This window comes from Luteococcus struthionis, assembly GCF_048595755.1.
Classification (GTDB): Bacteria; Actinomycetota; Actinomycetes; order Propionibacteriales; family Propionibacteriaceae; genus Luteococcus.
Window position 1 is genome coordinate 193,232 of record NZ_CP184360.1, and the last position, 21,639, is coordinate 214,870.

The following is a 21,639-nucleotide window of genomic DNA, read 5'->3' on the forward strand; positions in this document are numbered from 1 at the left end:
CTCACGACACGCGCCAAATGATGCCTGCCTGACGGCCGGCACCGGCACCATCACGTCGGTGCGAATGCAGGTCTGGGCTTTCGAGCGTACAGGGATCCAACCGCTCCACCTGCACCCCGGCCTCCCGCAACTGGGCCTCGCACCCTCTTCCCAGATCGAGTGAGGCGGTCTGCCAGCGGGTGCGCCCAGCGGTACCGGGGTGACGAGCCTCCAGCTCCTCGGCCATCTGCTGCGGCACCTCGTAGCACTGGCCACACACGTGCGGTCCGATCCAGGCGCGCACCTGGGTGGCGCCGAGCTCCTCCATCGCCGCCAGGGTGGACCGCAAGACCCCTTGGTCGAAGCCCACCCGCCCGGCATGCGCGGCACCCACCACCCCGGCCGCTTCGTCGGCGAAGAGCACCGGGACGCAGTCGGCCACCCGGATGACCAGGGCAACGCCGGTGAGGCGGGTGACGGCGGCGTCGGCCTTCGGCAGCGGCGGCATCCCGGCCGCCTCCCCGAGCCAGTGTTCGGGGCCCCAGCGGTGCTCGACGAAATCCTCGTCGACCACCAGGACGTCGGCGCCGTGCACCTGGTGCAGCGTCACCAGGGTCGGCACATGCAGCGCCGCCTGCACGGCTTCACCATTGCGCCGCAGGGCGGTCAGGTCATCCACATCGGTGCGGCCCAGGTTGAGCGAGGCCATGGTGCCGACGCTGAAACCGTCGTGCCGGTCGGTGAAGGCCAGTCCGACCCCAGTGGGGCCCTCCCCCGGCTGGACGAGATGCGTGAACATGGTGACGAGCCTAGCCGCCACCAACACCCAGCCGTATGACGACGAGTGCCCCCGACACGATGTCGGGGGCACTAATCGAAGGGCCGTCAGCCGGCGGCACTCACTTCAGGAAGTCGGGGATGTCCAGGTCGTCGTCGGACTCGGCCGGCCGCGGCGTGCGGGCCGTCTCGAAGGCCGAGTTGTTGTTGACCGGCGCCTGGTGCGAGCTCGACTGCGAGGGCTGGGCCTGGGTGTACTGCGGCGTCGACTGGGGCTGCTGCGGGGTCGACTGCGGCTGGCTGGGCGCAGTGGATCCCGTCACCTGCGGGCCCCGGGCCACCTGGGTTGCGGTGGGCGTGTTCTGCGCCTGCGGCGGCGTGAGGGCCGTGTTGCGCGTGCCATTCATGTTCAGCCCCGGGGAACGCTGGATCCCGGGCTGGCGCTTGGGCGGGGAACCCCCGTCGAAGCCCGCGGCGATGACCGTGACACGCACCTCGTCGCCCAGACCGTCGTCGATGATGGTGCCGAAGATGATGTTGGCCTCGTCGTGCGCGGCCGCCTCGATCAGGTTCGCCGCGGCCGAGACCTCGAACAGGCCCAGGTCGGAACCACCGGCGATCGACAGCAGCACGCCATGTGCACCGTCGATGGAGGCCTCCAGCAGCGGCGAGTTGATCGCCGTCTCCGCGGCCGCCCGCGCACGATCCTCTCCCCTGGCCGAACCGATGCCCATCAGGGCCGATCCGGCATTGCTCATGACCGACTTCACGTCGGCGAAGTCAAGGTTGATCACGCCGGGGGTGGTGATCAGGTCGGTGATGCCCGAGACACCCTGCATCAGCACCTGGTCGGCCTGCTTGAAGGCCTCCAGGATGGCGATCTGGTGGTCGGTCATCTGCAGCAGCTTGTCATTGGGGATGACGATGAGGGTGTCGACCTCCTCGCGCAGGCGGTTGATGCCCTCCTCCGCCTGGGTGGAACGACGCTTGCCCTCGAAGGAGAATGGGCGGGTCACCACACCAATGGTCAGCGCACCGATCGAACGGGCGATCTTGGCCACCACGGGGGCGCCACCGGTTCCGGTTCCGCCACCCTCGCCGGCCGTCACGAAGACCATGTCCGCGCCCCGCAGCGTCTCCTCGATCTCCTCGGCGTGGTCCTCGGCGGCCTGACGACCCTTGTCGGGATCGGCGCCGGCGCCCAACCCACGGGTCAGCTCACGGCCCACGTCGAGCTTGACGTCCGCATCGCTCATCAGCAGCGCCTGGGCGTCGGTGTTGATCGCGATGAACTCGACACCCTTGAGGCCGGCCTCGATCATTCGGTTGACAGCGTTGACACCGCCGCCGCCCACACCGACGACCTTGATCACTGCCAGATAGTTCTGCGAAGCACTCGCCACGGGGATCCCGCCTCAATTCTTGTCAGTACGGAGCTTGTGAACCTGTCGTCGCCTGATGGAGCCCATCTGGACGCCCGGGAAGACGCAACGGTTGACTCAGCACAGGCTATGAGGTGCACAAAAGTCGTGTCCAACACTGGAGGCCGCGGGGCCCGAGAGTCTCAACCCACCCTTGAGCCTCAACCCTCGACCGGTCTCACCGGGTGCTGGGCGTGGCCGGTGAGCTCACGTCGAAGACGGTGGCCTCCTGCCCCAAGAGCACCTGGAGCACCCGCCCCTTCTCGGGGGAGGCCGCCGCGCTGCCCCAGACCACCTTCTGGCCCTTGTCCAGCGCAAGCTCGATGCGATCGGGGCTCTCGGCCCGCACCACCTGCACCCGCCCCTTCACGGCCGGTGGCAGGCTGGTGACCACGGTGGCCACGTCCGCCAGCAGACGATTGTCGACCGAGGTGGTCTCGACGGCCGCGACCCGCTTGTTGCGCGGCCCCTGGGCGAAGATCACGCCCGAGGCGTCCACGGACTGCCACTGGGCCCCGGCCTTGCGCTGGTAAACGGCCGAACGCTCGCTGACCTCCACCACGACGGTGTCGGGGAGCTTGGTGTGCACCCGGACCTCCCCCACCGGGACGATCCCGCTGCTGACCCGCTCGGCGATGGCACGGGTGTCCAAGCGCGCCAAGGGGGTTCCCATCGGCACCTGCGCGGCGCTCACCACCTGGTCGGGCTTCACCTGACGGGTGCCGGTGACCTCCACCTGACGGACGGAGAGCACCGGTGAATGGCGCACCACCCAGACCAGGGTCAGGGCCAGGGCCACCAGGGCGGCCGCCAACGCCACCGTGAGACGTCGACGGCGCAGCTCCAGCCGCCGGCGTTGCTCGATGGCGGCGGAGACGTCGGTGGGGGTCGCCGGGCGTGGACGATCGCCGCGCTCCAGCCTGCTGGATGGGGTCATCGGCGAACGGTCAACTGGTCGACCAGCAGCGGCCCCACCAGGGTGACGTCGCCGGCGCCCAGGGTCATCACCAGGTCACCGGACTGGGCCAGGTTGGCCAGCGCGGAGGGCAGGTGCGCCTTGTTGGGAACGTAGAGCGATTCGGCGCCGGCGGCCAGGGCCGCCTCGTGCACCAGGCTGCCGTCGACGCCCTCGATGGGGTCCTCCCGGGCCGCATAGACGTCGGTGACCACCACGACGTCGGCCAGCGCGAGCGCCTCGCCGAACTCCTGGGCGAATTCCTGGGTGCGGCTGAACAGGTGCGGCTGGAAACAGGCCACCACGCGCCCCTGCTCGGCCGCCTTGCGCGCGGCGGTCAGGGCCGCGCGGATCTCGGTCGGGTGGTGCGCGTAGTCGTCGTAGACGCGCACGCCGTCCACCTCTCCCACCAGCTGGAAGCGACGCAAGGTGCCGGTGAAGGTGCTGGCGGCACGCACCAGCGCGTCCGGGTCGTGGCCCAGCAGGCGCCCCACGGCGAAGGCCGCGCAGGCATTGCCCAGGTTGTAGCGGCCCGGCACCTGCAGCTGCATCCGGCCGGTCCAGCCGTCGTGGCTGATGGTGGCCGCGGCGGAGGTGCCCTCGAAGTCCAGCTCGCTGAGCCGGACCTCACAGCCCTTGCCCTCGCCATAGGCCACCACGGTGCGCCCCTGCGACCGCAACTGGTCGCCCAGCGCGGCGGCCACCGGGTCGTCGCCGTCGAGCACGACGGCACGCACCCGCTCCCCGGTCGCGAAACGCAGGAAGCCGTGGTGGTAGGCCTCGGCGCTGCCCCAGTTGTCCAGGTGGTCGGCCTCCACATTGGTGACCACCGCGATGGTGGTGGGGTACTGCAGGAAGGTGCCGTCGGACTCGTCGGCCTCCACCACGAAGGCCTCGCCGCCGCCCAGGTGGGCGCTCTTGCCGGTGCTGGCCAGGGGGGAACCGATGACATAGGAGGGATCGGCGCCGACGCCGTCGAGCATCACCGCCGTCATGCCCGTGGTGGTGGTCTTGCCGTGGGTGCCGGCGATCGAGACGCCTTCGCGGCCCAGCATCAGGGCGGCCAGCGCCGTGCTGCGGTGCCAGATGCGCAGGCCACGCTCCCGGGCGGCGGCCAGCTCCGGATTCGACTCGCGGATCGCGGAGGAGACCACCACGGTCTGCGCATCGCCCAGCTGCGCCGCGTCGTGCCCGACGTGGGTGCGCACCCCGTTGCGGTTCAGTTGCCGCAGTGCCGGGGAGTCGGCCTGGTCCGATCCGGAGACCTCCACGCCCAGGTCGTGGTAGAGCTGGGCGATGCCGCTCATGCCGGCACCGCCGATGGCGATGAAGTGCACCGGCCCCACTTCCTGGGCGGGCAGCACCTCCACGGGTTCACGCAACATGGTCTGCTCCTTGCTCCGGTGCGGCACACTCCAGGACCGCGCGCGCCACGGCCCGCGCGGCGTCGGCTTCGAAAAGGGCGGGGCCGGCCTGCGACATGGCCTGCAGCTGCTGGCGGTCCTGCAGCCGCGGCACCACCTCGCGCACCAGGCGAGGGCCGTCCAGCTCACCGTCGGGCACCAGCACGCCACCGCCGGCCGCGACCAGGCCGGTGGCATTGCGCTCCTGCTCGCCGTTGCCGTGCGGCAGCGGCACGAAGATGGCGGGCAGTCCGCAGATGCCGGCCTCGTAGACCGTGCCCGCCCCGGAGCGGCAGACCATCATGTCGGCGGCCGCGTAGGCATTCTCCATGCCGTCCACGTAGGCCACCGGGTGGTAGCCGGCCCCGCTGCCGGGGTCGGTGACCACCACCATGTCATCGGTGAAGTTCTTCGGGCCCCACACGTGCAAGACCTGCACCCCGGCGGCGAGCAAGTCGTCACGGGCCGCCAGCGTGGCGTTGTTGATGCTGCGCGCGCCCTGCGATCCACCCGTCACCAGCAGGGTGGGACGATCCGGGTCCAGGCCGAAGGACTCCCTCGCGGCGCGGGCCCGACTCTCGCGTCCCAGGCGGGCCAGCTCGTTGATCTCTCGTCGCACCGGCATGCCCACCTGCTCGCATCCCGGCAGGGGCGTGCTGCCGAAGGTCGCCAGCACCCGTCGGGCGAAGCGCGCCGCCACCTTGTTGGCCAGACCCGGCACGGCATTGCCCTCGTGCACCACCACCGGCAGGCCACGACGGCGAGCCGCCAGGTAGGCCGGCATCGCCACATAGCCGCCAAAGCCCACCACCACCTGGGCTCGCTGCTCGTCGAGGATCTGGCCGGCACGACGGATCGAGCCCGCCAACCGGCTGGGGACCTTCAACAGGTCGACGCTGGGCTTGCGCGGCAGCGGCACGGGCGGCACCAGTTCCAGCGGCAGGCCCGCCGCCGGCACCAGCCGCGTCTCCAGCCCCTTGCTGGTGCCGATGCAGGCCAGTTGGGCGCCGGGGGCGAGTTCGCCCAGAGCCTCGGCGGTGGCGATCATCGGGGCGATGTGGCCCGCGGTCCCCCCACCGGCCAGCACCACCCTGACCGGGGCGGACGTCGACCGCTCCGGCGGGACGAAGGACTGTTCGGACATGATGCTCCTGGAAGAGAGGTCTCGTGGGGTGGGGCTCATCGGCCTCCGTCCACCACCGTAGTGACCTTGGGACGGGGCTCGCCAGCCTTGCGGGCCAGCCGCCGACGCGCCGCTGGTTCCTGCCTGGCGCAGGCCAACAGCACACCCACCGCCAACAGGTTGGCCATGAGTGCCGAACCACCGGCCGAGATGAAGGGCAACGGCACGCCCACCACCGGCAGCATCTTCATGGCCACTCCGATGTTGACCAGGGCCTGGAAGAGCAACCAACTGGTGGTTCCGGCAGCCAGCACACGCACGAACAAGGAGTCGGCTCGCATCGCGATGCGCAGCCCCGCATAGCCCAGCACCCCGAACAGCAGCAGCACCGACAAGGTGCCCATCAGGCCCATCTCCTCGCCCAGCACGGCGAAGACGAAGTCATTCTGGGCACCGTCGTTGAGGTTGCCCCACTTCTGGCGCGAATAGCCCAGGCCGAGGCCCCACCAGCCGCCCGAGGCGAGCGCATAGATGGCCGAGAGCGGCTGCTGCGAGGCATTGGGATCGTCGACGACGGTGCCGCTGACGAAGGCGGCGACACGACGCATGCGGTTGGGGCTGGTGACCACCAGGGCGAGCACGGCCGCCCCGGCGACTGCCACGGCCACGCCCAGCATCCGGATCGGGACGCCCAGCACGAACAGGATCGAGAAGGCGATCGCGCCGATCACCAGGGCGGTGCCCAGGTCCTTCTGCGCGAGCACCAGCACCTCGACCACGGCGAAGCCCGCCACCAGGGGCGCCAGTTCACGCGGCTGGTCGAGCACCCTTTCCTTGGTGCTGGCCACCGCCGCGGCCCACATCACCAGCCCGAGCTTGGCGAACTCCGAGGGTTGGAGGCTGAGCGGGCCGATCACCAGCCAGGCCAGGTTTCCCTTGCCGGCGTCGCTGCCCAGCCCGGGCACGAAGATGGCCAACAGGAGCAGCAGCGAGCCGATGAAGGCCACCCAACTGAGCAGCTTGAGCATCGGTGGTTTCTGGAAGGCGAGCCAGGCCGCGAAGGGCAGGCCGACCACCAGGAAGAAGAGTTGGCGCTGGGCGATGTACCAGGGATTGCCCTGGTTCACCGCCGAGGAGTAGACCGACGAACTGGACAGCACCATCAGCGCGCCGAGGAAGACCAGCAGGGTGCTGGAGACCAGCACCAGGTACCAGGAGGCCATCGGCGCGGCCAGGGCATCGTCGATCATCCGCCAACGGCTGGAACCGGGCTTGACGGCGCTGGCACCGCTGCCGCTGCGAGCGCTTCGGCCTCGCTTGGCGGAATCACGCCTCGTGCGTGGTTCCTGGGCCTTGCTGGCCATCGCCCCTCCCCTCCTGTCGGTGATGCTCGTCGGTTGCGTGTCAGGCCTCCAGGGCCCGTGCCGCCGCTGCGAAGTCATTGCCCCGCGCGTCATAGCCGCTCCACATGTCCTGGCTCGCGCAGCCGGGGGCCAGCAGCACCACGTCTCCGGGCCTGGCCATGCGGGCGGCCTCGCGAACCGCCTCCTGCATCACGGTGGTGGAGCTGTCGTCGAGCACCACCACGGGCACCTGCGGGGCATGCTCGGCCAGCGCGCGGGCCACCACGTGGCGATCGACGCCGAGCAGCACGGCGCCGCGCAGCCGCTCGCCGTGGGTCTTGACGAGTTCGTCGAAGGTCGTGCCCTTGGCCTGGCCACCGGCCACCCAGACGATGGACTCGAAGGCCCGCATCGACGAATTGGCCGCGTGCGGGTTGGTGGCCTTGGAATCGTCCACGTAGCGAACGCCGCCGTGTTCGGCCACGGTCTGGATGCGGTGGCCGCCCAGCTGCAGGTTGCGCAGTCCTTGGCCCACGGCGGCCGGGGGGACGCCGAAGGAACGGGCCAGCGCCGCCGCGGCCAGCGCATTCTCCACATTGTGGGGTGCATTGGGGTGGACGTCGCTGACCTTGGCCAGCTCCATCGCGGAGTCCTTGCGCTGCTCCACGAAGGCGCGGTCCACGAGCAGGTCGTCGACCACGCCGAGCATGCTCATGCCGGGCACGCCCAGGGTGAAGCCGATGGCACGGGCGCCCTCCACCACGTCGGCCTCCTCGACCATGCCTTCGGTGAGGGGATCGGCCACGTTGTAGACGCAGCTGTGCCGCACCTGGTGGTAGATGCGTGCCTTGTCGGCGCGGTAGCGACCCATCGGGTCGAGCTGCTCGTCGAAGCCGGCTCCCTCGTACCACTGCAGGTGGTCGGGCTGCAGGTTCAGCACCGCGGCCGAGTGCATCTGCACGCTGTTGGACCAGTGCAGCTGGAAACTGGACAGTTCCACCGCGAGCACGTCATAGGACGTCTCGTCCAGCACGGCCTCCATCACGGGACGGCCGATGTTGCCCACGGCGGAGGTCTTCAGCCCGGCAGCGGCCAGGATGGACTCCAGCATCTGGGTGGTGGTGGTCTTGCCATTGGTGCCGGTGATCGCGAGCCAGGGAACGGCACGGTCGGGATGCTGCATCCGCCAGGCCAGCTCGACCTCGCCCCAGATCGGCACTCCCCGCGCCGCGGCCTGCTCCAGCAGGGGCGCCGAGGGACGCCAGCCCGGCGAGGTGACCACCAGGTCGACGTCGTCGGGCAGCGTGGTCGTGGTGCCCTGCCCCAACTCGATGGTGGCGCCGAGGATCTCCAGCACCGTGGCCTTCTCGGCATTGGCGCTGGAGTCGTTCTCGTCCAGCACGGTGACCTGGGCGCCCACCTCGAGCAGTCCGTCGGCGGCCGCGAAGCCGGAGGTGCCCAGTCCGGCCACCACCACCTTGGCCTGGGGCCAGGGCGAGAGCCGGTCCGCGTCGTTGATCCAGTCCAGGGAGCTCACTGGCCCACCACCCATTCCGCGTAGAAGAGTCCGAGCCCGGTGGCCACGGCCAGGCCGCAGATGATCCAGAACCGGATCACGACGGTGACCTCGGCCCAGCCGAGCAGTTCGAAGTGGTGGTGGATCGGGGTCATCTTGAAGATGCGCTTGCCCCCGGTGGCCTTGAAGTAGGTGACCTGCATCATCACCGAGACCGTCTCCATGACGAACAGGGCACCCAGGATCACCAGCAGGAATTCGGTGCGCGACAGGATCGCCAGGCCGGCCAGAGCGGCCCCCAGCGAGAGGCTGCCGGTGTCGCCCAGGAAGATCTTGGCGGGCGAGGCATTCCACCACAGGAAGCCGAAGCAGGCACCGGCCAGGGCCATCGCCACCACAGCCAGGTCGTAGGGGTCACGCACCTCGTAGCAGCGCGGGCCGCTGGTGGCCTGGGCCCCGCACCACTGGTTGAACTGCCAGATGTTGAGCAGGGCGTAGGCACTGAAGACCATGGTCGCGGCGCCCGAGGCCAAGCCGTCGAGGCCGTCGGTGAGGTTCACCGCATTGGAGGCGCCGGCGATCAGCAGCACCATCCACACCACCGCGAGCACCATCGGCAGGTTCAACCAGCTAATGTCACGCAGGAAGCTGATGGCGGTCGAGGCAGGGCGAATGCCCCGCTCATTGGGGAAGTACAGGGCTGCCAGGCCGAAGCTGACCGCCAGGAAGCCCTGCCCCACCAGCTTGGCCCTGCCGGTCAGGCCCAGCGAACGCTGCTTGGTGATCTTGGCCCAGTCGTCCATGAAGCCCAGCACGCCGTGGCCGACGAACAGGTACAGCACCAACAGGGCCGAGATCGTGACCGGGGTCCAGGTGACCAGGTGGGCGATGAAATAGGACAGCACCACCGAGACCAGGATGACCAGGCCACCCATGGTCGGGGTGCCTCGCTTCGTGTGGTGCGCGGTGGGCCCGTCGTCCCGGATGAACTGGCCATAGCCCTTGCGGACCAGGTAGCCGATCAGCACGCGGGTACCGAGCAGCGTCCCCACCATGGCCAGTCCTCCGGCCAACAGGATGTTCTTCACCGTTGCACTCCACTCTTCCCGGCCAACAGGGCGGCCGCCACCGTCTCCAGGGCAAGACCGCGAGAGGCCTTCACCAAGACCACATCGGCCCGTCCCAAGGTTAGCGATCCGGCGACCTCATCGCGCTCGGCCACACGGGCACTGCCGCCGGCCTGCCTGGCGCCCTCGACGATCCGCTCGGCGAAGGAGCCCACCGCCACCACCTCGTCGACCCGGTTCCTCACGGCCAGACGGCCCAGTTCACGATGCAGCTCATCGGCATCATCGCCGAGTTCGAGCATGTCCCCCAGCACGGCAAAGCTGCGCGAGGAGGAGTCCTCGTCGCGGCGGGCGCGGGCGATGCGTCCCAGGGTGTTGATCGCCTCGAGCATGGAGCCGGGATTGGCGTTGTAGGCGTCGTTGAGCACGGCAGCGCCGTCCTCACGCACGGACATCTCCATCCGCCACGGGCTGCGCGCCGTCGCCGTCGACAGTGAGCTTGCCACCTGCTCCGGGCTGCAACCCGCCGCGATAGCCCCGGCGGCTGCGGCCAGGGCATTGGAGACCTGGTGGCTGCCGAGCTGCTGCAGCTGCACGGGCAGGCTGACCTGCTGGCCGTCCCGCTCCACCTCCAGCACGAAGCCGTACTGTTCCAGCGCATTGACCTGCACCTGGCTGGCGCTCACGAACAGGTCACCGGCCGGGCGCTCCCCCAGTTGGGTCGACCAATTGGTGCGCGACCACCAGGCCAGTCGGGCGCTGGTGCGCGGCGCCATGCCCGCCACCAGCGGATCGTCGGCATTGAGCACCGCCCAGCCGTCCGCCGGCAGCGACTCGATGATCTCGCCCTTGGCCTGGGCGATCGCCTCCCGGGAGCCGAACTCGCCCAGGTGGGCGGTGCCCACGTTCAGCACCAGGGAGACGCTCGGCGCCATCAAGGAGCACAGCCAGGCGACATGTCCCAGCCCTCGGGCACCCATCTCGCTGACCAGGTAACGAGTCTCGGCGTCGATGCTGCACGCGGTCAGCGGCACCCCGATCTCGTTGTTGAAGGACCCCACCGGGCTGACCGTGGGGCCGTCGGCCTCCAGCAACTGGGCCAACAGGTCCTTGGTGGAGGTCTTGCCGGAGCTGCCGGTCACGGCCAGGCTCACCAGGCCCCGCTGCTGTTCCCGCGCCACGACCTGCCGCGCCAAGCGAGACAGTGCGGCGACGCTCTCCTCCACCACGACGTGCGCCAACTCGGCCTCGGTCTGTCGGGTTCCGATCACCGCCGCGGCACCGGCTGCCTGAGCCTGCCCGGTGAAGTCGTGGCCGTCCACCCGTTCGCCGGGAATCGCGACGAAGACCGAACCCTCGGTGGCCTTGCGGGCATCGATCACGACGTCCGGCCCCACCTGGGCCTGCGGGTCGCCCTGCAGCTCACCACCGGCCCACTCGGCCAGCGTCGCGGCATCCATCGTCCTCATCAGTGCACTTCCCGTTGCTCGTCGCCGGTGCCCTGCGCGGCGCCGACGAGCAGCTTCCACTGCTCGTGCACCACGTCGACATCGACGAAGTCATGGATCGTGGTGCCCACGATCTGTCCCTTCTCATGGCCCTTGCCCAGCACCAGCACCACGTCGGCCGGGCCGGCCAGTTCCAGGGCCCGCCGGATCGCGGCCCGACGGCCGTCCTGCACCTCCACCACCTCGGCCTGTCCTGCGGCGCGAGCGCCCTCGGCCACCGCGGCACGGATCGCGGAGGGATCCTCGGTGCGGGGGTTGTCGTCGGTGACCACGACGATGCCGAGGCCGGAGGCGGCTGCGGCTCCCATCGGGGCCCGCTTGGCACTGTCGCGGTCACCGCCGGCGCCCGTGACCACGACGATGCGCCCGCCGGGGCCGGGACGGGCCGAACGCACCGCCTGCTCGATGGCCTGCGGGGTGTGGGCGAAGTCCACGTAGACCGTCGGGGCCTGTTCGCCGTCCAGGCGGACCAACTGCATGCGCCCTGGCACCTGCGCGTGGGCCACACCGGCGATCGCCTCGTCGAGCTCGACGCCGGCAGCGGTCGCCATGGCCACGGCCATCACGGCATTGCGGGCGTTGTAGTCGCCCGGCAGGTCGATGGTGAACTCGCGCTCGCCCTGGGGGCCGCGGTAGTGGATCCAGGTTCCCGGCCCCTGGGGACGGGTGGCGATGATCTGGTGGTCGCTGTCGGCCATGCCGGTGGTCTCCAGCCGCACCTGGCCCCGCTCGGTGATCCTGCGGGCCAGTTCCTGGCCGTGGGGATCGTCGGTGTTGACCACGGCGATGCGGCAGCGCTCGGGCTCGAAGAGCAGGGCCTTGGCCTCGAAGTAGTCCTCCATGGTGGGGTGGAAGTCCAGGTGGTCACGCCCCAGGTTGGTGAAACCGGCCACGTCGAAGGTGATCCGTTCGACCCGCTGCAGGGCCAGCGCATGGGAGCTGACCTCCATCGCGACGCACTGCGCACCGCGCTCGCGCATCACGGCCAGCAGCGCCTGCAGGTCGGGTGACTCGGGGGTGGTGACGGTGGTGCGGTTGCTGGGCAGCTCCTGCGCGTCCAAGCGGAAACCATTGGTGCCGATGGTCCCCACCCGACGGCCGCCAGCCGCCAGCGCCGCCTCCAGCAGGAAGGTGGTGGTGGTCTTGCCATTGGTTCCGGTCAGCCCGAACATCAGCAGCTCGTCGCCCGGCCGCCCGAACAGCACCGCCGCCGCATCCGCCATCGTCGCCCGCGCGTCACGCGCCACCACGACCGGCACACCGGTCGCCTCGGCCTGGGAACGGCCCGCCTCGTCGGTCAGGATGGCCACGGCGCCTCGCTCCACCGCGCCGGCGGCGAAGCTGGCCCCGTGGGTGCGGCTTCCGCTCAGGGCGACGTACAGGTCTCCCTGGGTGACGGTGCGCGAATCCAGGGTGATCCCGGTCACGGGGACCGACGCGTCCGGCAGCTCGATGGCGCCGGGAGGGGAATCAGCGAACAGGGCGTCGAGTTCACTGTGCACCTGCGCCGTGGGGCGCAGCAGGCTCTGGTCAGATGTCACGGCTCGTACTCCAACGGTTTCTCGGGCGCCGGAGTGGAATCCGGCAGGACACCGTAGCGCGGAAGTGCCAGCTTCATGACCTCCTGGGCCACCGGCAGCGCAACCTCGGAGCCCTGGTGCCCCTTGATGGGTTCGTCGAGCACCACGTAGACCAGGATCTGCGGGTTCTCGGCGGGAGCGGCCATCACGAAGGAGGCCGTGTAACCGGAATAGCCGCCCTTGCCGTCGGCACGCTCTGCCGTGCCCGACTTGCCGATCGTGCGATAGCCGGGGATGGCGCGGTCCTCGGGAGCCAGCGTGATGACCGCCTCCATCATGTCGCGCACCTCGGCCGAGGCCTGCTTCGAGATCACGCGACGCGGCGTGCGGTCGGGCAGCTCCACCTCTTCACCGGTGCTGCTGGTCGCCTGCTTCAGCAGGGTCGGCGGGTTGTAGACACCGTCGTTGACGATGCCCGCCACGGCCGCCGCCTCCTGGATCGGGGTGGTCGACAAGCCCTGGCCGAAGGCGATCTGGTCACGGGTGTAGTCGGCCATGTCGGCCTTGGGCAGCAGGCCCGCGCCCTCACCGGGAAGCTCCAGGCCGGTCTTTCGTCCCAGCCCGAAGGACTTCAGGTATTCCACAGTGGTGGCCTTGTCCAGTTGCCGCGCCAACATGGTGGTGCCGATGTTCGACGACTTGGCCATCACGCCGCGCGCGGTCATCGGCACCGTGCCGTGGGCATAGGAGTCACGGATGTAGCCGCTGCCGGAGGCCAACTTCGGCGGCACCTCCACCCGGGTGTCGGCGGTCACCAGCCCCTTGTCGGCCAGGGCCGCCATGGTGAGCACCTTCTGGACCGATCCGGGCTCGTAGATGGCCTCCACCGAACGGTTCAGCATGCTGTTCTTGGCGGCGATCCGGCTGATGTTGTTCGGGTCGTAGCCGGGCAGGTTGGCATTGGCCAGCACCTCGCCGGTCTTCACGTTCATCACGATCGCGGTGCCGGTGGCCGCCGCGGAGTTGATGGTGCCCTTGGCCAGCGCCGCCTCGGTGGTCTGCTGCAGGGTGGTGTCGATGGTCAGGTTGTAGTTGGTGCCGTCCACCGCCGGGGTCAGCACGTCGGTGCCCAGCGGGATGCGCCCGTAGACCGAGCTCTCGAAGGTCTCCACACCGGGGGTGCCGGTCAACTGGTCGTCGAGGTGCTTCTCCAGGCCGGTCAGCGCGGTGCCGTCCGAACGCACCACACCCACCAGGTTTCCTCCCACCGAGCCGGAGGGATAGATGCGCTTGGGATTGTCCTCCTTGTAGAGGCCGTACCAGTAGCCCGCCTCGTACTTGCCGGCCGGGCCGCCCTTGCGCAGCTCCTTGTTGATCTCATTCCACGTGCTGGCCTCCACCTGCGGTGCCACCACCTTGTACTGCAAGGGCTTGCCCGCCTTGTCGCGGGCGGTCAGCGCGGGAAGGAAGTCCGCCGGCTTGCCACCCAGATGCTTGGCGAGCACCGCTGCCATGGCCCCGGGGGCGGCCTTGCCGATGGCCTGTTCACGTTCGGTGAGCTCGCGACGCTTGTCGGCCCCATTGCGCTCGATCATGCTGGGATCGGCGATGATCTTCACCGCGGGCACGGTGTCGGCCATCACGGTTCCGAAACGGTCGGCAATCCTGCCCCGCTGCGGCACCAGGGGCACCGTGTGGGTCATCTGGGCGGCGGCCTTGGCCGCATAGGCCTGCGAGTCGAAGGCCTGCAACTGCAGAGCCCGCCCCATGAACAGGGTGAGCACCACCAGGATGATCAGCAGCAGCCAACGCAGCCGGGTGGTGACCGGCGCGAGCTGGAGGCGTGCGCCGGTTGCGGCTCGGCCCCTCGGGGCCCGCCGAGCGCCAGAGGGTGGCGTGCGCCGCTGGGACGCACGCCCGCTGGGACGCTGCTCCATCAGTTGCCCCCGGTATTGGCCGCGGAGGCTTCCTTCTTCTGGGCAGCCTTCTTCTGAGCTTCCTTCTGCTGGGCGGCCTTCTTGGCCTCTGCCGCGCGATCGGCCGCGGCCTTGGCGCGGGCCTCCGCCTCGGCCTTCGCCTTGCGGGCCTCGATGGCCGCCAGCCGTGCCTTGCGCTCATTCTCCAATTGCGTCTGCCGGGCGATGCGGGCCTTCTCCATGGCCGCGGTGACCTCGTCGGCACTGCGATAGTGCTGGTTGGGCATCTCCTGGCCGGTGACCCGGCTCGGCTCACCCAGCACCCGACCGCCCTTGCCGTCGGCGTCGAGCTGCACGAAGACGGGGTACGGGTTGGGACGCAGCCCCATCTGCCAGGCGCGATCCGCCAGGTCTGAGCTGGAGCGCAGCTGCTGCACCCGAGCGTTCAGGGAGGCCTGGCGGTGGCCCAGGTCGTCGGCGGTGCGCTGGGCCTGGGCGACCGTGGTGGCCCGTTGCTGGATGGCGGTGTTCAACAGCAGGACCCCGACCATCCCGGCGCCGAGCAGCGTGAGCAGGAAGATGGTGAAGGCCACCCGGGAGAGCCGGAAGGGGCTGGTCTGCACGGACTGCAGGGCAGGGCGCTCGGCGCGCTGCGAGGCGCGTTCCTGGATCTGCTCCAGCGGCGCAAGCAGTGCGCTCATCGTGGACTCCTGATGCGTTCGGCAACCCGCAGCCGCGCGGAGGCTGCACGGGGATTGGTCTCGACTTCCTCCTGGGAGGGTTTCTCCGCACCCCTGGTGAGCAACCGCAGTTCGGGCTGCATGGATTCGGGGACCACGGGCAGGTGGGCCGGTGCGGAGTCGGAGGACCCGACGCGGAAGAGGTTCTTCACCATCCGGTCCTCCAGGGAGTGGTAGGCCAGCACTGCCAGACGTCCCCCCACCCCGAGCGCCTCGAGTGCGGCAGGCAGCACCCCTTCCAGTGCCTCCAGCTCTGCATTGACCTCGATGCGCAGGGCCTGGAAGGTGCGCTTGGCCGGGTGGCCGCCACTCTTGCGAGCAGCCATCGGGATGGCGTCCTGGATCACCTGCACCAGACGAGCGGAGCGAACGAAGGGTTCTGACTCGCGCTCGGCGACGATGCGACGCACGACCCGGTCGGCGAAGCGTTCCTCGCCGTAGACCCGCAGGATCCGGAGCAGGTCCCGCGGCTCGTAGGTGTTGACCACCTCTGCGGCGGTGAGCCCCTGCTTGCCGTCCATGCGCATGTCGAGCGGCGCGTCCACCGAATAGGCGAATCCACGCTCACGGCGGTCGATCTGCAGGCTCGACAGCCCCAGGTCAAGCAACATCGTGTCGATGTGCTGCACCCCGAGTTCGTCCAGCACGTCGGGCAGCTCGTCGTAGACGGCCTCGACCGGGGTGAAACGCTCCCCGAAGGACTCCAGGCGCTTGCTCGCGATGGCCAGGGCCGAGGGATCGCGGTCGATGCCGATCACCCGCGTCTGGGGGCAGGCCCGCAGCACCGCCTCGGCATGGCCACCCATGCCCAGCGTGCCGTCGACGTGGATGCTCCCGGCCTCCTGGAGCGCCGGGGAGAGCAGTTCGAGGATGCGGTCTCGCATCACGGGGATGTGGATGCGGGCAGGATCGGCTGCGGCCGCGGCGGACGTGTCCACCAGCTCGGTCTCGCCCATTCGACCCACCAATCCGTTCGTTTGTGCCTCGGGGTTTCAACCCGGGAAGCGAATCGGGCCACCTGGCACCGGGGAAGGTGAGCCAGGGAGCCTGGATGCTCCCGGATTGAAGCCTCGTGGCACAATCCGTCAACCGTCGATCCCCGACTCACAGGCCGGGGAAGACCTCTTCATTCATCTCGGCGAAGACCGATTCCTGCGCAGCGGAGTACTCCTCCCACGCAGCGACGTCCCAGACCTCCACGCGGTTGATGGCACCCACCACGACGATCTGCTGTTCGAGACCGGCGTACTGACGCAGCTGGGACGGGATGGTCACCCGGCCCTGCTTGTCCGGCGTCTCGTCCGAGGCGCCGGCCGCCAGCATGCGCTGGAAGTCACGAACCTGCTTGAGGGTCGTCGGAGCAGTGCTCACCTGCTTGGTCATCTCGACGAAGGTCGCGGTCGGATAGATCGCCAGACACCTGTCCTGGCTCCTGGTGATCACCAGACCGTCGGCCAGCTCGTCGCGAAACTTCGCCGGCAGGAAGAAGCGACCCTTCTCGTCGAGCTTCGGAGTGTGAGTACCCAGGAACACCGGGCCACCTCCGCTCACTCCACGATCGTGCCGTTTCCCTCCACTGCACTCCACAATACTCCACAACGCCCCACTTCCAACACCACTTGCTCCCCAAACGCCCCCTGTGGGCCTTCTTCAGGTTCGCTGCAGCTGCGCCGCTCGACGTTGGGACGGGCGGGGGTGCACGGTAGGGTGCAACGAGCGTGCGCCTGCGGGAACACCTGTTTTCCAGCGCTCGCCCAAGGCAACGCAGAAGACGGCGCCACGTGGGTGCCCGACGAGAATGGAGAACCCGGTGGAGCAGAATGGGGCACCTGCCCGCACACTGTCCGACGTGGTCGACGTGATGGGCGCGGTCCGCACCGCCATTGAGAGCGTCATCGAGGGCAAGAGCGAACAGATCGACATTGCGCTGGCAGTACTGCTGGCGGAGGGACACCTGCTGGTGGAGGACGTGCCGGGCGTGGGCAAGACCATGCTCGCCAAGGCGCTGGGGCGCTCGATCGACTGCAGCGTGCGTCGCCTGCAGTTCACGCCCGACCTGCTGCCCAGCGACATCACCGGCGTGAGCATCTACAACCAGGACACTCACTCCTTCGAGTTCAAGCCCGGTGGCATCTTCGCCAACATCGTCGTGGGCGACGAGATCAACCGCGCCTCCCCCAAGACCCAGTCCGCACTGCTCGAGGCAATGGCCGAGCGTCAGGTCTCCAGCGACGGCATCACCCACCAGCTGGCCCTGCCCTTCATGGTGGTCGCCACCCAGAACCCGATCGAGATGGAGGGCACCTACCCGCTGCCCGAGGCCCAGCGTGACCGCTTCATGGCCCGCATCGAGATGGGCTACCCCACCCGCGCCTCCGAGCTCGACATGCTCGACTCTCACGGCGCCGCCAACCCGCTCGATGCCCTGCAGCCCGTCACCGACGCCGACACCATCGTCTCCCTGATCGAGGCGGTCAAGGGCGTGTACGTGGCCCCGGCCGTGAAGGACTACATCGTCGGCGTGGTGGCCGCCACCCGCACCAGCAAGGACCTGCGTCTGGGGGCCTCCCCCCGCGCCAGCCTGCAGCTGCTGCGCGCCGTGCGCGCCCAGGCGGCGATGGCCGGGCGCGACTACGCCATCCCGGATGACGTGCAGAACCTTGCCCCGGTGGTGCTCGGGCACCGCGTCCTGCCCTCGGTGCAGGCGCAGTTGGCTGGCCGCACCGTGGCGGAGATCATCGACGCGGCGGTGGACACCGTCGCCATTCCCGACCGGAGATGAATTCTTGATCGCCAAGTCATGGCGAGCGCTCACCGGGCGCGGGCGGGTCTTCCTGCTCGTCAGCCTGGTGGGCCTGATCGCCTGCATGGCCTTCGGCCAGCGTGATCTGGCCCGGGTCTGCCTCCTGCTCCTGCTGCTGCCGCTGGCCGCCATCGCAGTGGTCGGGCGCTCCCGCCTGCACCTGGTCAGCGAGCGCACCATCGACCCGCCACGCGTCACGCTCGGCGAGCGGATGGACGCCACGCTCAGCCTGCGCAAGGCCGGCGCCCTGCCCGTGGGCCTGTTGCGCTTCGAGGACACCGTGCCGCGCGAACTGGGCCGCCGACCCCGCTTCACCATCCACACCTTCGCCGGTGACTGGCAGCGCAAGATCACCTACCCGCTGATGGGCCTGGCCCGTGGCCGCTACCGCGTCGGCCCCCTGCTGGTGCGCGCCGTCGACCCCTTCGGGCTGGCGCAGATCGACCGGCAGTTCCGCGCCACCAACGAGGTGCTCGTCACGCCCGAGGTGGTTCCCCTGGGTCCGCTGGGCTCCGCCTCGGGCAACAATGCCTCGGGCGAGTCCACCCCGCAGAAGATCGGCCTGGTGGGGCAGGACGACGTGCTGGTGCGCGAGTACCGCGACGGCGACGACGTGCGTCGCATCCACTGGCGCTCCACCGCCCGCAAGGGCGAGATCATGGTGCGTCGCGAGGAGCAGGCCTGGGACCCCAGCGTCACGATCCTGCTGGACTCCCGCGCCTCCTCGCATGCCGGCACGGGCCGCACGGCCAGCTTCGAGTGGGCCGTCTCGGCGGTCACCAGCATCGCGCACCACCTGCTCACCAATGGATTCCGAATGACCATGGTGGACGTGGAGGGACGGGTCCCGACCGCCAGTGCAGAGGATCCCTATGCCGCGCGTGAGGCCGTGCTGCTGGCCATGACCGACGAGGACCTCAGCGACGTCACCAGCCTGGAGACCGCGCTGGAGACCAATCTGCACCGTCAGGGCGAGATGTTGGTCGCAGTCCTGGGGCGTCTCAATCCCGCCGACGTCGCCGCGCTCGCGACCGCCCGCAAGGGCCGCACCGTCGGCCTGGCGATCGTCCTCGACGTCGACTCCTTCACCATCCGCGGTCTGCGGGCCGACCCCGAGGTGATGGCCCAGCACGAGGACTGTGTTCGTCAACTCACCGAGGCACAGTGGCGCGTCGTCCAGGTCAAGCGCGGCAGCTCCGTCGCCGAGGCCTGGGCAGAGCTCGAGCACCGAGGAGGTGGCGCCTGATGCGCGCAACCGATCGCCTGTCCATCGCCGTCGCCCTGGCCATGATGCTTGGCGCGGCGAGCCTGACCCCACTGACCGTCGACCGCGGATTCCTGATCCATGCCGCCGGCGTCGTCGTGGTCATCCAGGCCATCTCCCTGCTGGGCCGACGCACCAACCTGCCGCCCCTGGCCATCCACGCCATCCAGCTGGTGGCACTGGCCGGTATCGCAGTCGGTCTGGGGCTGGCCGCACAGCCGGCGGACGGCCGCACCCTGGCTGGCGTGCTCAAGCTCTGGAACGACTCCGTGATGCAGATCAGGGTGCAGAGTGCCCCGATGGCGGCCACCGCCGGACTGCGCTGGTTGATGGTCCTGCTGATCGGTCTGGTGACCATCCTGGCCGACCTGCTGGTGCTCACCTTGCAGGCCGTGGCCTGGATGCTGGCACCGCTGTTGACCCTCTACCTGATTCCGGGGCTGGCCCTCAGCGACGACGTCCACTGGAGTGTCTTCGTGCTGCTGGGACTGGGCTACCTGCTGGTGCTGTTGGCCCATGGCATCAACGAGAACGCCGCCTGGACCCGAAACCTGGGCAGCGACACCGCCACCAAGGGGCACACCACCAGCGGCGCCGCCCGGCTCGGCGCCCTGGTCGGCATCCCCGTGCTGGCGCTCTCCCTGGCGCTGGGGGCAGTGGTGCCGCGGCTTGGCAGTCTGGACATCGAGTCGGCCCGCCCGCGCGGCAACAGCCCGATCCAGATGGCCGACCCGAGCATCGACCTGTCCAAGAACCTCAACCTTCCGGCAGACCGGGTGGTGCTCACCTACAAGTCAGACCAGCCGCTCTACCTGCGTACCGCCTCCCTGACCGTGATGGACGCCGACGGGTGGCACATGGCACCCGTGTCCTTGAAGGACGGGGCCCTGCCCACTCCCCCGGGGCTGACCCAATCGGGCAAGAAGATCACCACCGAGGTCCAGGTGCGAGACCTGAGCAGCGAGTACCTGCCCGCGCCCTATGCCCCGCAGAGCTTCACCGCCGAGGGACGCTGGCGCTTCGATCCGCAGACGCTGACGATCCTGTCCACCGAGGACAAGGGGCGTACCGACGCGATTCGTGACAAGAGCTACCAGGTGGTCTCGACGCTCAACGACCCCCAGGCGGAGACCTTCACCCTGGCCCAGCCGGGGACGCCGCCGGATGCCAAGACCACCGCCTCTGTGCCGGACAACGTGCCCAAGACGATCCTGGACATCACCCACCAGGTGACCAAGGACGCCTCCACGCCCGTGCTGAAGGCCGCGGCCATCCAGGCCTACCTGGCCAGCCCCCGCAACTTCGGCTACTCCACCACGGCCCCGCCCGGGGACGGCTTCGACGTGCTGACCAACTTCCTCACCCGCGACAAGACGGGTTACTGCGTGCACTTCGCCTCCGCCATGGCGCTGATGGCCCGCATCGAGGGAATCCCCTCGCGTGTCTCGGTGGGCTTCCTGCCCGGCGAGAAGGTCGGTGACCACTACGAGGTGAAGGCCAGCAACATGCACGCCTGGCCCGAGCTCTACTTCGCCGACTACGGCTGGGTGCGCTTCGAGCCCACCAGCCGCGTCGCGTCCGCCCCGGAGTGGTCCCTGGTGAACAAGGACGTCAAGCCGCTGCCGTCGGCCACCGCCTCGGGTGGTGCCAGCTCCAAGGCCTCGACGCCGAGCCCCACTCCGTCGAAGGCCTCGGCCACCCCCACCCCGAGTGTTGCCCCCGCCCCCACCCAGGACGAGGGTCTGCCGCTGGGACGCCTGCTGGGCTGGACCGCCGGTGTGCTGGGCGTCCTGCTGCTGCTCGGCCTGCCTGCGATCGTGCGCGCCCTGACCCGTCGTCGTCGCCTGTCCGGCCGCGGGGACGGCCACCAGCAGGTGGCCGATGCGTGGGCCGAGGTCCGCGACACGGTGCACGACCTGGGCCACGAATGGCCTCTTGGAACCCCGCGCGAGCGGGCCGCCGGGATCGCTCCCCTGCTGGCCGACGAGGGCAGCGCCGCCATGGATCGTCTCTCGCTGGAGGTGGAACGCTCCCGCTACGCCCGAGACCTGGGCCCGTTGGGAGACCTGGCGACCGATACCCGCACGGTGCGTCAGGACCTGCGCTCCGGCGCAACCCGCACCGACCGGGCGCTGGCGCTGCTGTTGCCCCGTTCGCTGTGGAAGCGCCTGCGCGGCACCCCGCGCGCCAAGGCCGTGGAGACCGAGGAGCCGCCGAGCTTCGACGACGACGCGGACGGTCCGAGCCGCTGAGCCGGAGCCGGGACGACGAAAGCCGGGCAAGAACGAAGGAGGGCACATCCCC

General features: G+C 69.6%; 17 protein-coding genes. 3 read left to right on the forward strand and 14 right to left on the reverse strand.

Annotated elements, in window-relative coordinates:
• Position 1: 1 nt before the first annotated feature.
• The 14 genes from ACOAMO_RS00925 to mraZ all read right to left on the reverse strand — a co-directional run bounded on the left by ACOAMO_RS00925 (position 2) and on the right by mraZ (position 16,801).
• Positions 2-778, reverse strand: coding sequence for a polyphenol oxidase family protein (locus tag ACOAMO_RS00925; protein ID WP_420175723.1), 777 nt, complete (start codon positions 776-778; stop codon positions 2-4).
• 100 nt (positions 779-878) lie between these two features.
• Positions 879-2,159: a cell division protein FtsZ gene (ftsZ, locus tag ACOAMO_RS00930; RefSeq protein WP_420175724.1), complete on the reverse strand. Its 1,281-nt coding sequence runs from the start codon at positions 2,157-2,159 to the stop codon at positions 879-881.
• Positions 2,160-2,355: 196 nt separating this feature from the next.
• Positions 2,356-3,114 (reverse strand): cell division protein FtsQ/DivIB, encoded by a 759-nt coding sequence (locus ACOAMO_RS00935; RefSeq protein ID WP_420175725.1) that lies wholly within the window; start codon positions 3,112-3,114, stop codon positions 2,356-2,358.
• Positions 3,111-4,517 (reverse strand): UDP-N-acetylmuramate--L-alanine ligase, encoded by a 1,407-nt coding sequence (murC, locus tag ACOAMO_RS00940; RefSeq protein WP_420175726.1) that lies wholly within the window; start codon positions 4,515-4,517, stop codon positions 3,111-3,113. The genes ACOAMO_RS00935 and murC overlap by 4 nt, the downstream gene beginning before the upstream one ends.
• Positions 4,507-5,679 carry an undecaprenyldiphospho-muramoylpentapeptide beta-N-acetylglucosaminyltransferase gene (murG, locus tag ACOAMO_RS00945; protein ID WP_420175727.1) on the reverse strand — a complete coding sequence of 391 codons (1,173 nt, stop codon included), beginning with the start codon at positions 5,677-5,679 and terminating at the stop codon, positions 4,507-4,509. Before murG ends, murC begins: the two co-directional genes overlap by 11 nt.
• Positions 5,680-5,714: 35 nt before the next feature.
• Entirely contained in the window at positions 5,715-6,908 is a 1,194-nt protein-coding gene (locus tag ACOAMO_RS00950) for an FtsW/RodA/SpoVE family cell cycle protein (RefSeq protein WP_420176941.1), read from the reverse strand.
• Positions 6,909-7,062: 154 nt separating this feature from the next.
• Positions 7,063-8,553, reverse strand: coding sequence for a UDP-N-acetylmuramoyl-L-alanine--D-glutamate ligase (murD, locus tag ACOAMO_RS00955; RefSeq protein ID WP_420175728.1), 1,491 nt, complete (start codon positions 8,551-8,553; stop codon positions 7,063-7,065).
• The gene (gene mraY, locus ACOAMO_RS00960) at positions 8,535-9,605 is read right to left on the reverse strand and encodes a phospho-N-acetylmuramoyl-pentapeptide-transferase (protein ID WP_420175729.1); all 1,071 of its coding nucleotides are present in this window, start codon (positions 9,603-9,605) and stop codon (positions 8,535-8,537) included. Before mraY ends, murD begins: the two co-directional genes overlap by 19 nt.
• Positions 9,602-11,053 carry a UDP-N-acetylmuramoyl-tripeptide--D-alanyl-D-alanine ligase gene (locus ACOAMO_RS00965; RefSeq protein WP_420175730.1) on the reverse strand — a complete coding sequence of 484 codons (1,452 nt, stop codon included), beginning with the start codon at positions 11,051-11,053 and terminating at the stop codon, positions 9,602-9,604. The genes mraY and ACOAMO_RS00965 overlap by 4 nt, the downstream gene beginning before the upstream one ends.
• The gene (locus ACOAMO_RS00970) at positions 11,053-12,573 is read right to left on the reverse strand and encodes a UDP-N-acetylmuramoyl-L-alanyl-D-glutamate--2,6-diaminopimelate ligase (RefSeq protein WP_420176942.1); all 1,521 of its coding nucleotides are present in this window, start codon (positions 12,571-12,573) and stop codon (positions 11,053-11,055) included. Before ACOAMO_RS00970 ends, ACOAMO_RS00965 begins: the two co-directional genes overlap by 1 nt.
• 56 nt (positions 12,574-12,629) lie before the next feature.
• Complete coding sequence (locus ACOAMO_RS00975) at positions 12,630-14,549, reverse strand: peptidoglycan D,D-transpeptidase FtsI family protein (RefSeq protein WP_420175731.1); 1,920 nt, start codon at positions 14,547-14,549, stop codon at positions 12,630-12,632.
• Entirely contained in the window at positions 14,549-15,229 is a 681-nt protein-coding gene (locus tag ACOAMO_RS00980; protein ID WP_420175732.1) for a hypothetical protein, read from the reverse strand. Before ACOAMO_RS00980 ends, ACOAMO_RS00975 begins: the two co-directional genes overlap by 1 nt.
• Positions 15,226-16,224: a 16S rRNA (cytosine(1402)-N(4))-methyltransferase RsmH gene (gene rsmH, locus ACOAMO_RS00985; protein ID WP_420175733.1), complete on the reverse strand. Its 999-nt coding sequence runs from the start codon at positions 16,222-16,224 to the stop codon at positions 15,226-15,228. The genes ACOAMO_RS00980 and rsmH overlap by 4 nt, the downstream gene beginning before the upstream one ends.
• Before the next feature lie 148 nt (positions 16,225-16,372).
• The gene (gene mraZ / locus ACOAMO_RS00990) at positions 16,373-16,801 is read right to left on the reverse strand and encodes a division/cell wall cluster transcriptional repressor MraZ (RefSeq protein WP_420175734.1); all 429 of its coding nucleotides are present in this window, start codon (positions 16,799-16,801) and stop codon (positions 16,373-16,375) included.
• A 265-nt stretch (positions 16,802-17,066) separates the two neighbouring features.
• Between mraZ and ACOAMO_RS00995 the strand changes: the two genes are divergently transcribed.
• From ACOAMO_RS00995 to ACOAMO_RS01005, 3 genes are read left to right on the forward strand one after another with little or no spacing between them, the layout of a single operon-like run.
• Complete coding sequence (locus ACOAMO_RS00995; RefSeq protein ID WP_420175735.1) at positions 17,067-18,050, forward strand: AAA family ATPase; 984 nt, start codon at positions 17,067-17,069, stop codon at positions 18,048-18,050.
• Positions 18,051-18,054: 4 nt separating this feature from the next.
• Positions 18,055-19,317: a DUF58 domain-containing protein gene (locus ACOAMO_RS01000; RefSeq protein ID WP_420175736.1), complete on the forward strand. Its 1,263-nt coding sequence runs from the start codon at positions 18,055-18,057 to the stop codon at positions 19,315-19,317.
• The gene (locus tag ACOAMO_RS01005; RefSeq protein WP_420175737.1) at positions 19,317-21,587 is read left to right on the forward strand and encodes a transglutaminaseTgpA domain-containing protein; all 2,271 of its coding nucleotides are present in this window, start codon (positions 19,317-19,319) and stop codon (positions 21,585-21,587) included. The genes ACOAMO_RS01000 and ACOAMO_RS01005 overlap by 1 nt, the downstream gene beginning before the upstream one ends.
• The last annotated feature ends 52 nt before the right edge of the window (positions 21,588-21,639 follow it).

What these genes read in the sequence shown, in the direction of transcription:
- murG (WP_420175727.1), bottom strand. Translation starts at nt 5,679, where the DNA reads ATGTCCGAACAGTCCTTCGTCCCGCCGGAGCGGTCGACGTCCGCCCCG.
- ACOAMO_RS00950 (WP_420176941.1), bottom strand. Translation starts at nt 6,908, where the DNA reads ATGATCGACGATGCCCTGGCCGCGCCGATGGCCTCCTGGTACCTGGTG.
- rsmH (WP_420175733.1), bottom strand. Translation starts at nt 16,224, where the DNA reads ATGGGCGAGACCGAGCTGGTGGACACGTCCGCCGCGGCCGCAGCCGAT.
- ACOAMO_RS00925 (WP_420175723.1), bottom strand. Translation starts at nt 778, where the DNA reads ATGTTCACGCATCTCGTCCAGCCGGGGGAGGGCCCCACTGGGGTCGGA.
- ACOAMO_RS01005 (WP_420175737.1), top strand. Translation starts at nt 19,317, where the DNA reads ATGCGCGCAACCGATCGCCTGTCCATCGCCGTCGCCCTGGCCATGATG.
- murC (WP_420175726.1), bottom strand. Translation starts at nt 4,517, where the DNA reads ATGTTGCGTGAACCCGTGGAGGTGCTGCCCGCCCAGGAAGTGGGGCCG.
- ACOAMO_RS00935 (WP_420175725.1), bottom strand. Translation starts at nt 3,114, where the DNA reads ATGACCCCATCCAGCAGGCTGGAGCGCGGCGATCGTCCACGCCCGGCG.
- ACOAMO_RS00980 (WP_420175732.1), bottom strand. Translation starts at nt 15,229, where the DNA reads ATGAGCGCACTGCTTGCGCCGCTGGAGCAGATCCAGGAACGCGCCTCG.
- murD (WP_420175728.1), bottom strand. Translation starts at nt 8,553, where the DNA reads ATGGGTGGTGGGCCAGTGAGCTCCCTGGACTGGATCAACGACGCGGAC.
- ACOAMO_RS00975 (WP_420175731.1), bottom strand. Translation starts at nt 14,549, where the DNA reads ATGGAGCAGCGTCCCAGCGGGCGTGCGTCCCAGCGGCGCACGCCACCC.
- ACOAMO_RS00995 (WP_420175735.1), top strand. Translation starts at nt 17,067, where the DNA reads ATGGAGAACCCGGTGGAGCAGAATGGGGCACCTGCCCGCACACTGTCC.
- ACOAMO_RS00965 (WP_420175730.1), bottom strand. Translation starts at nt 11,053, where the DNA reads ATGAGGACGATGGATGCCGCGACGCTGGCCGAGTGGGCCGGTGGTGAG.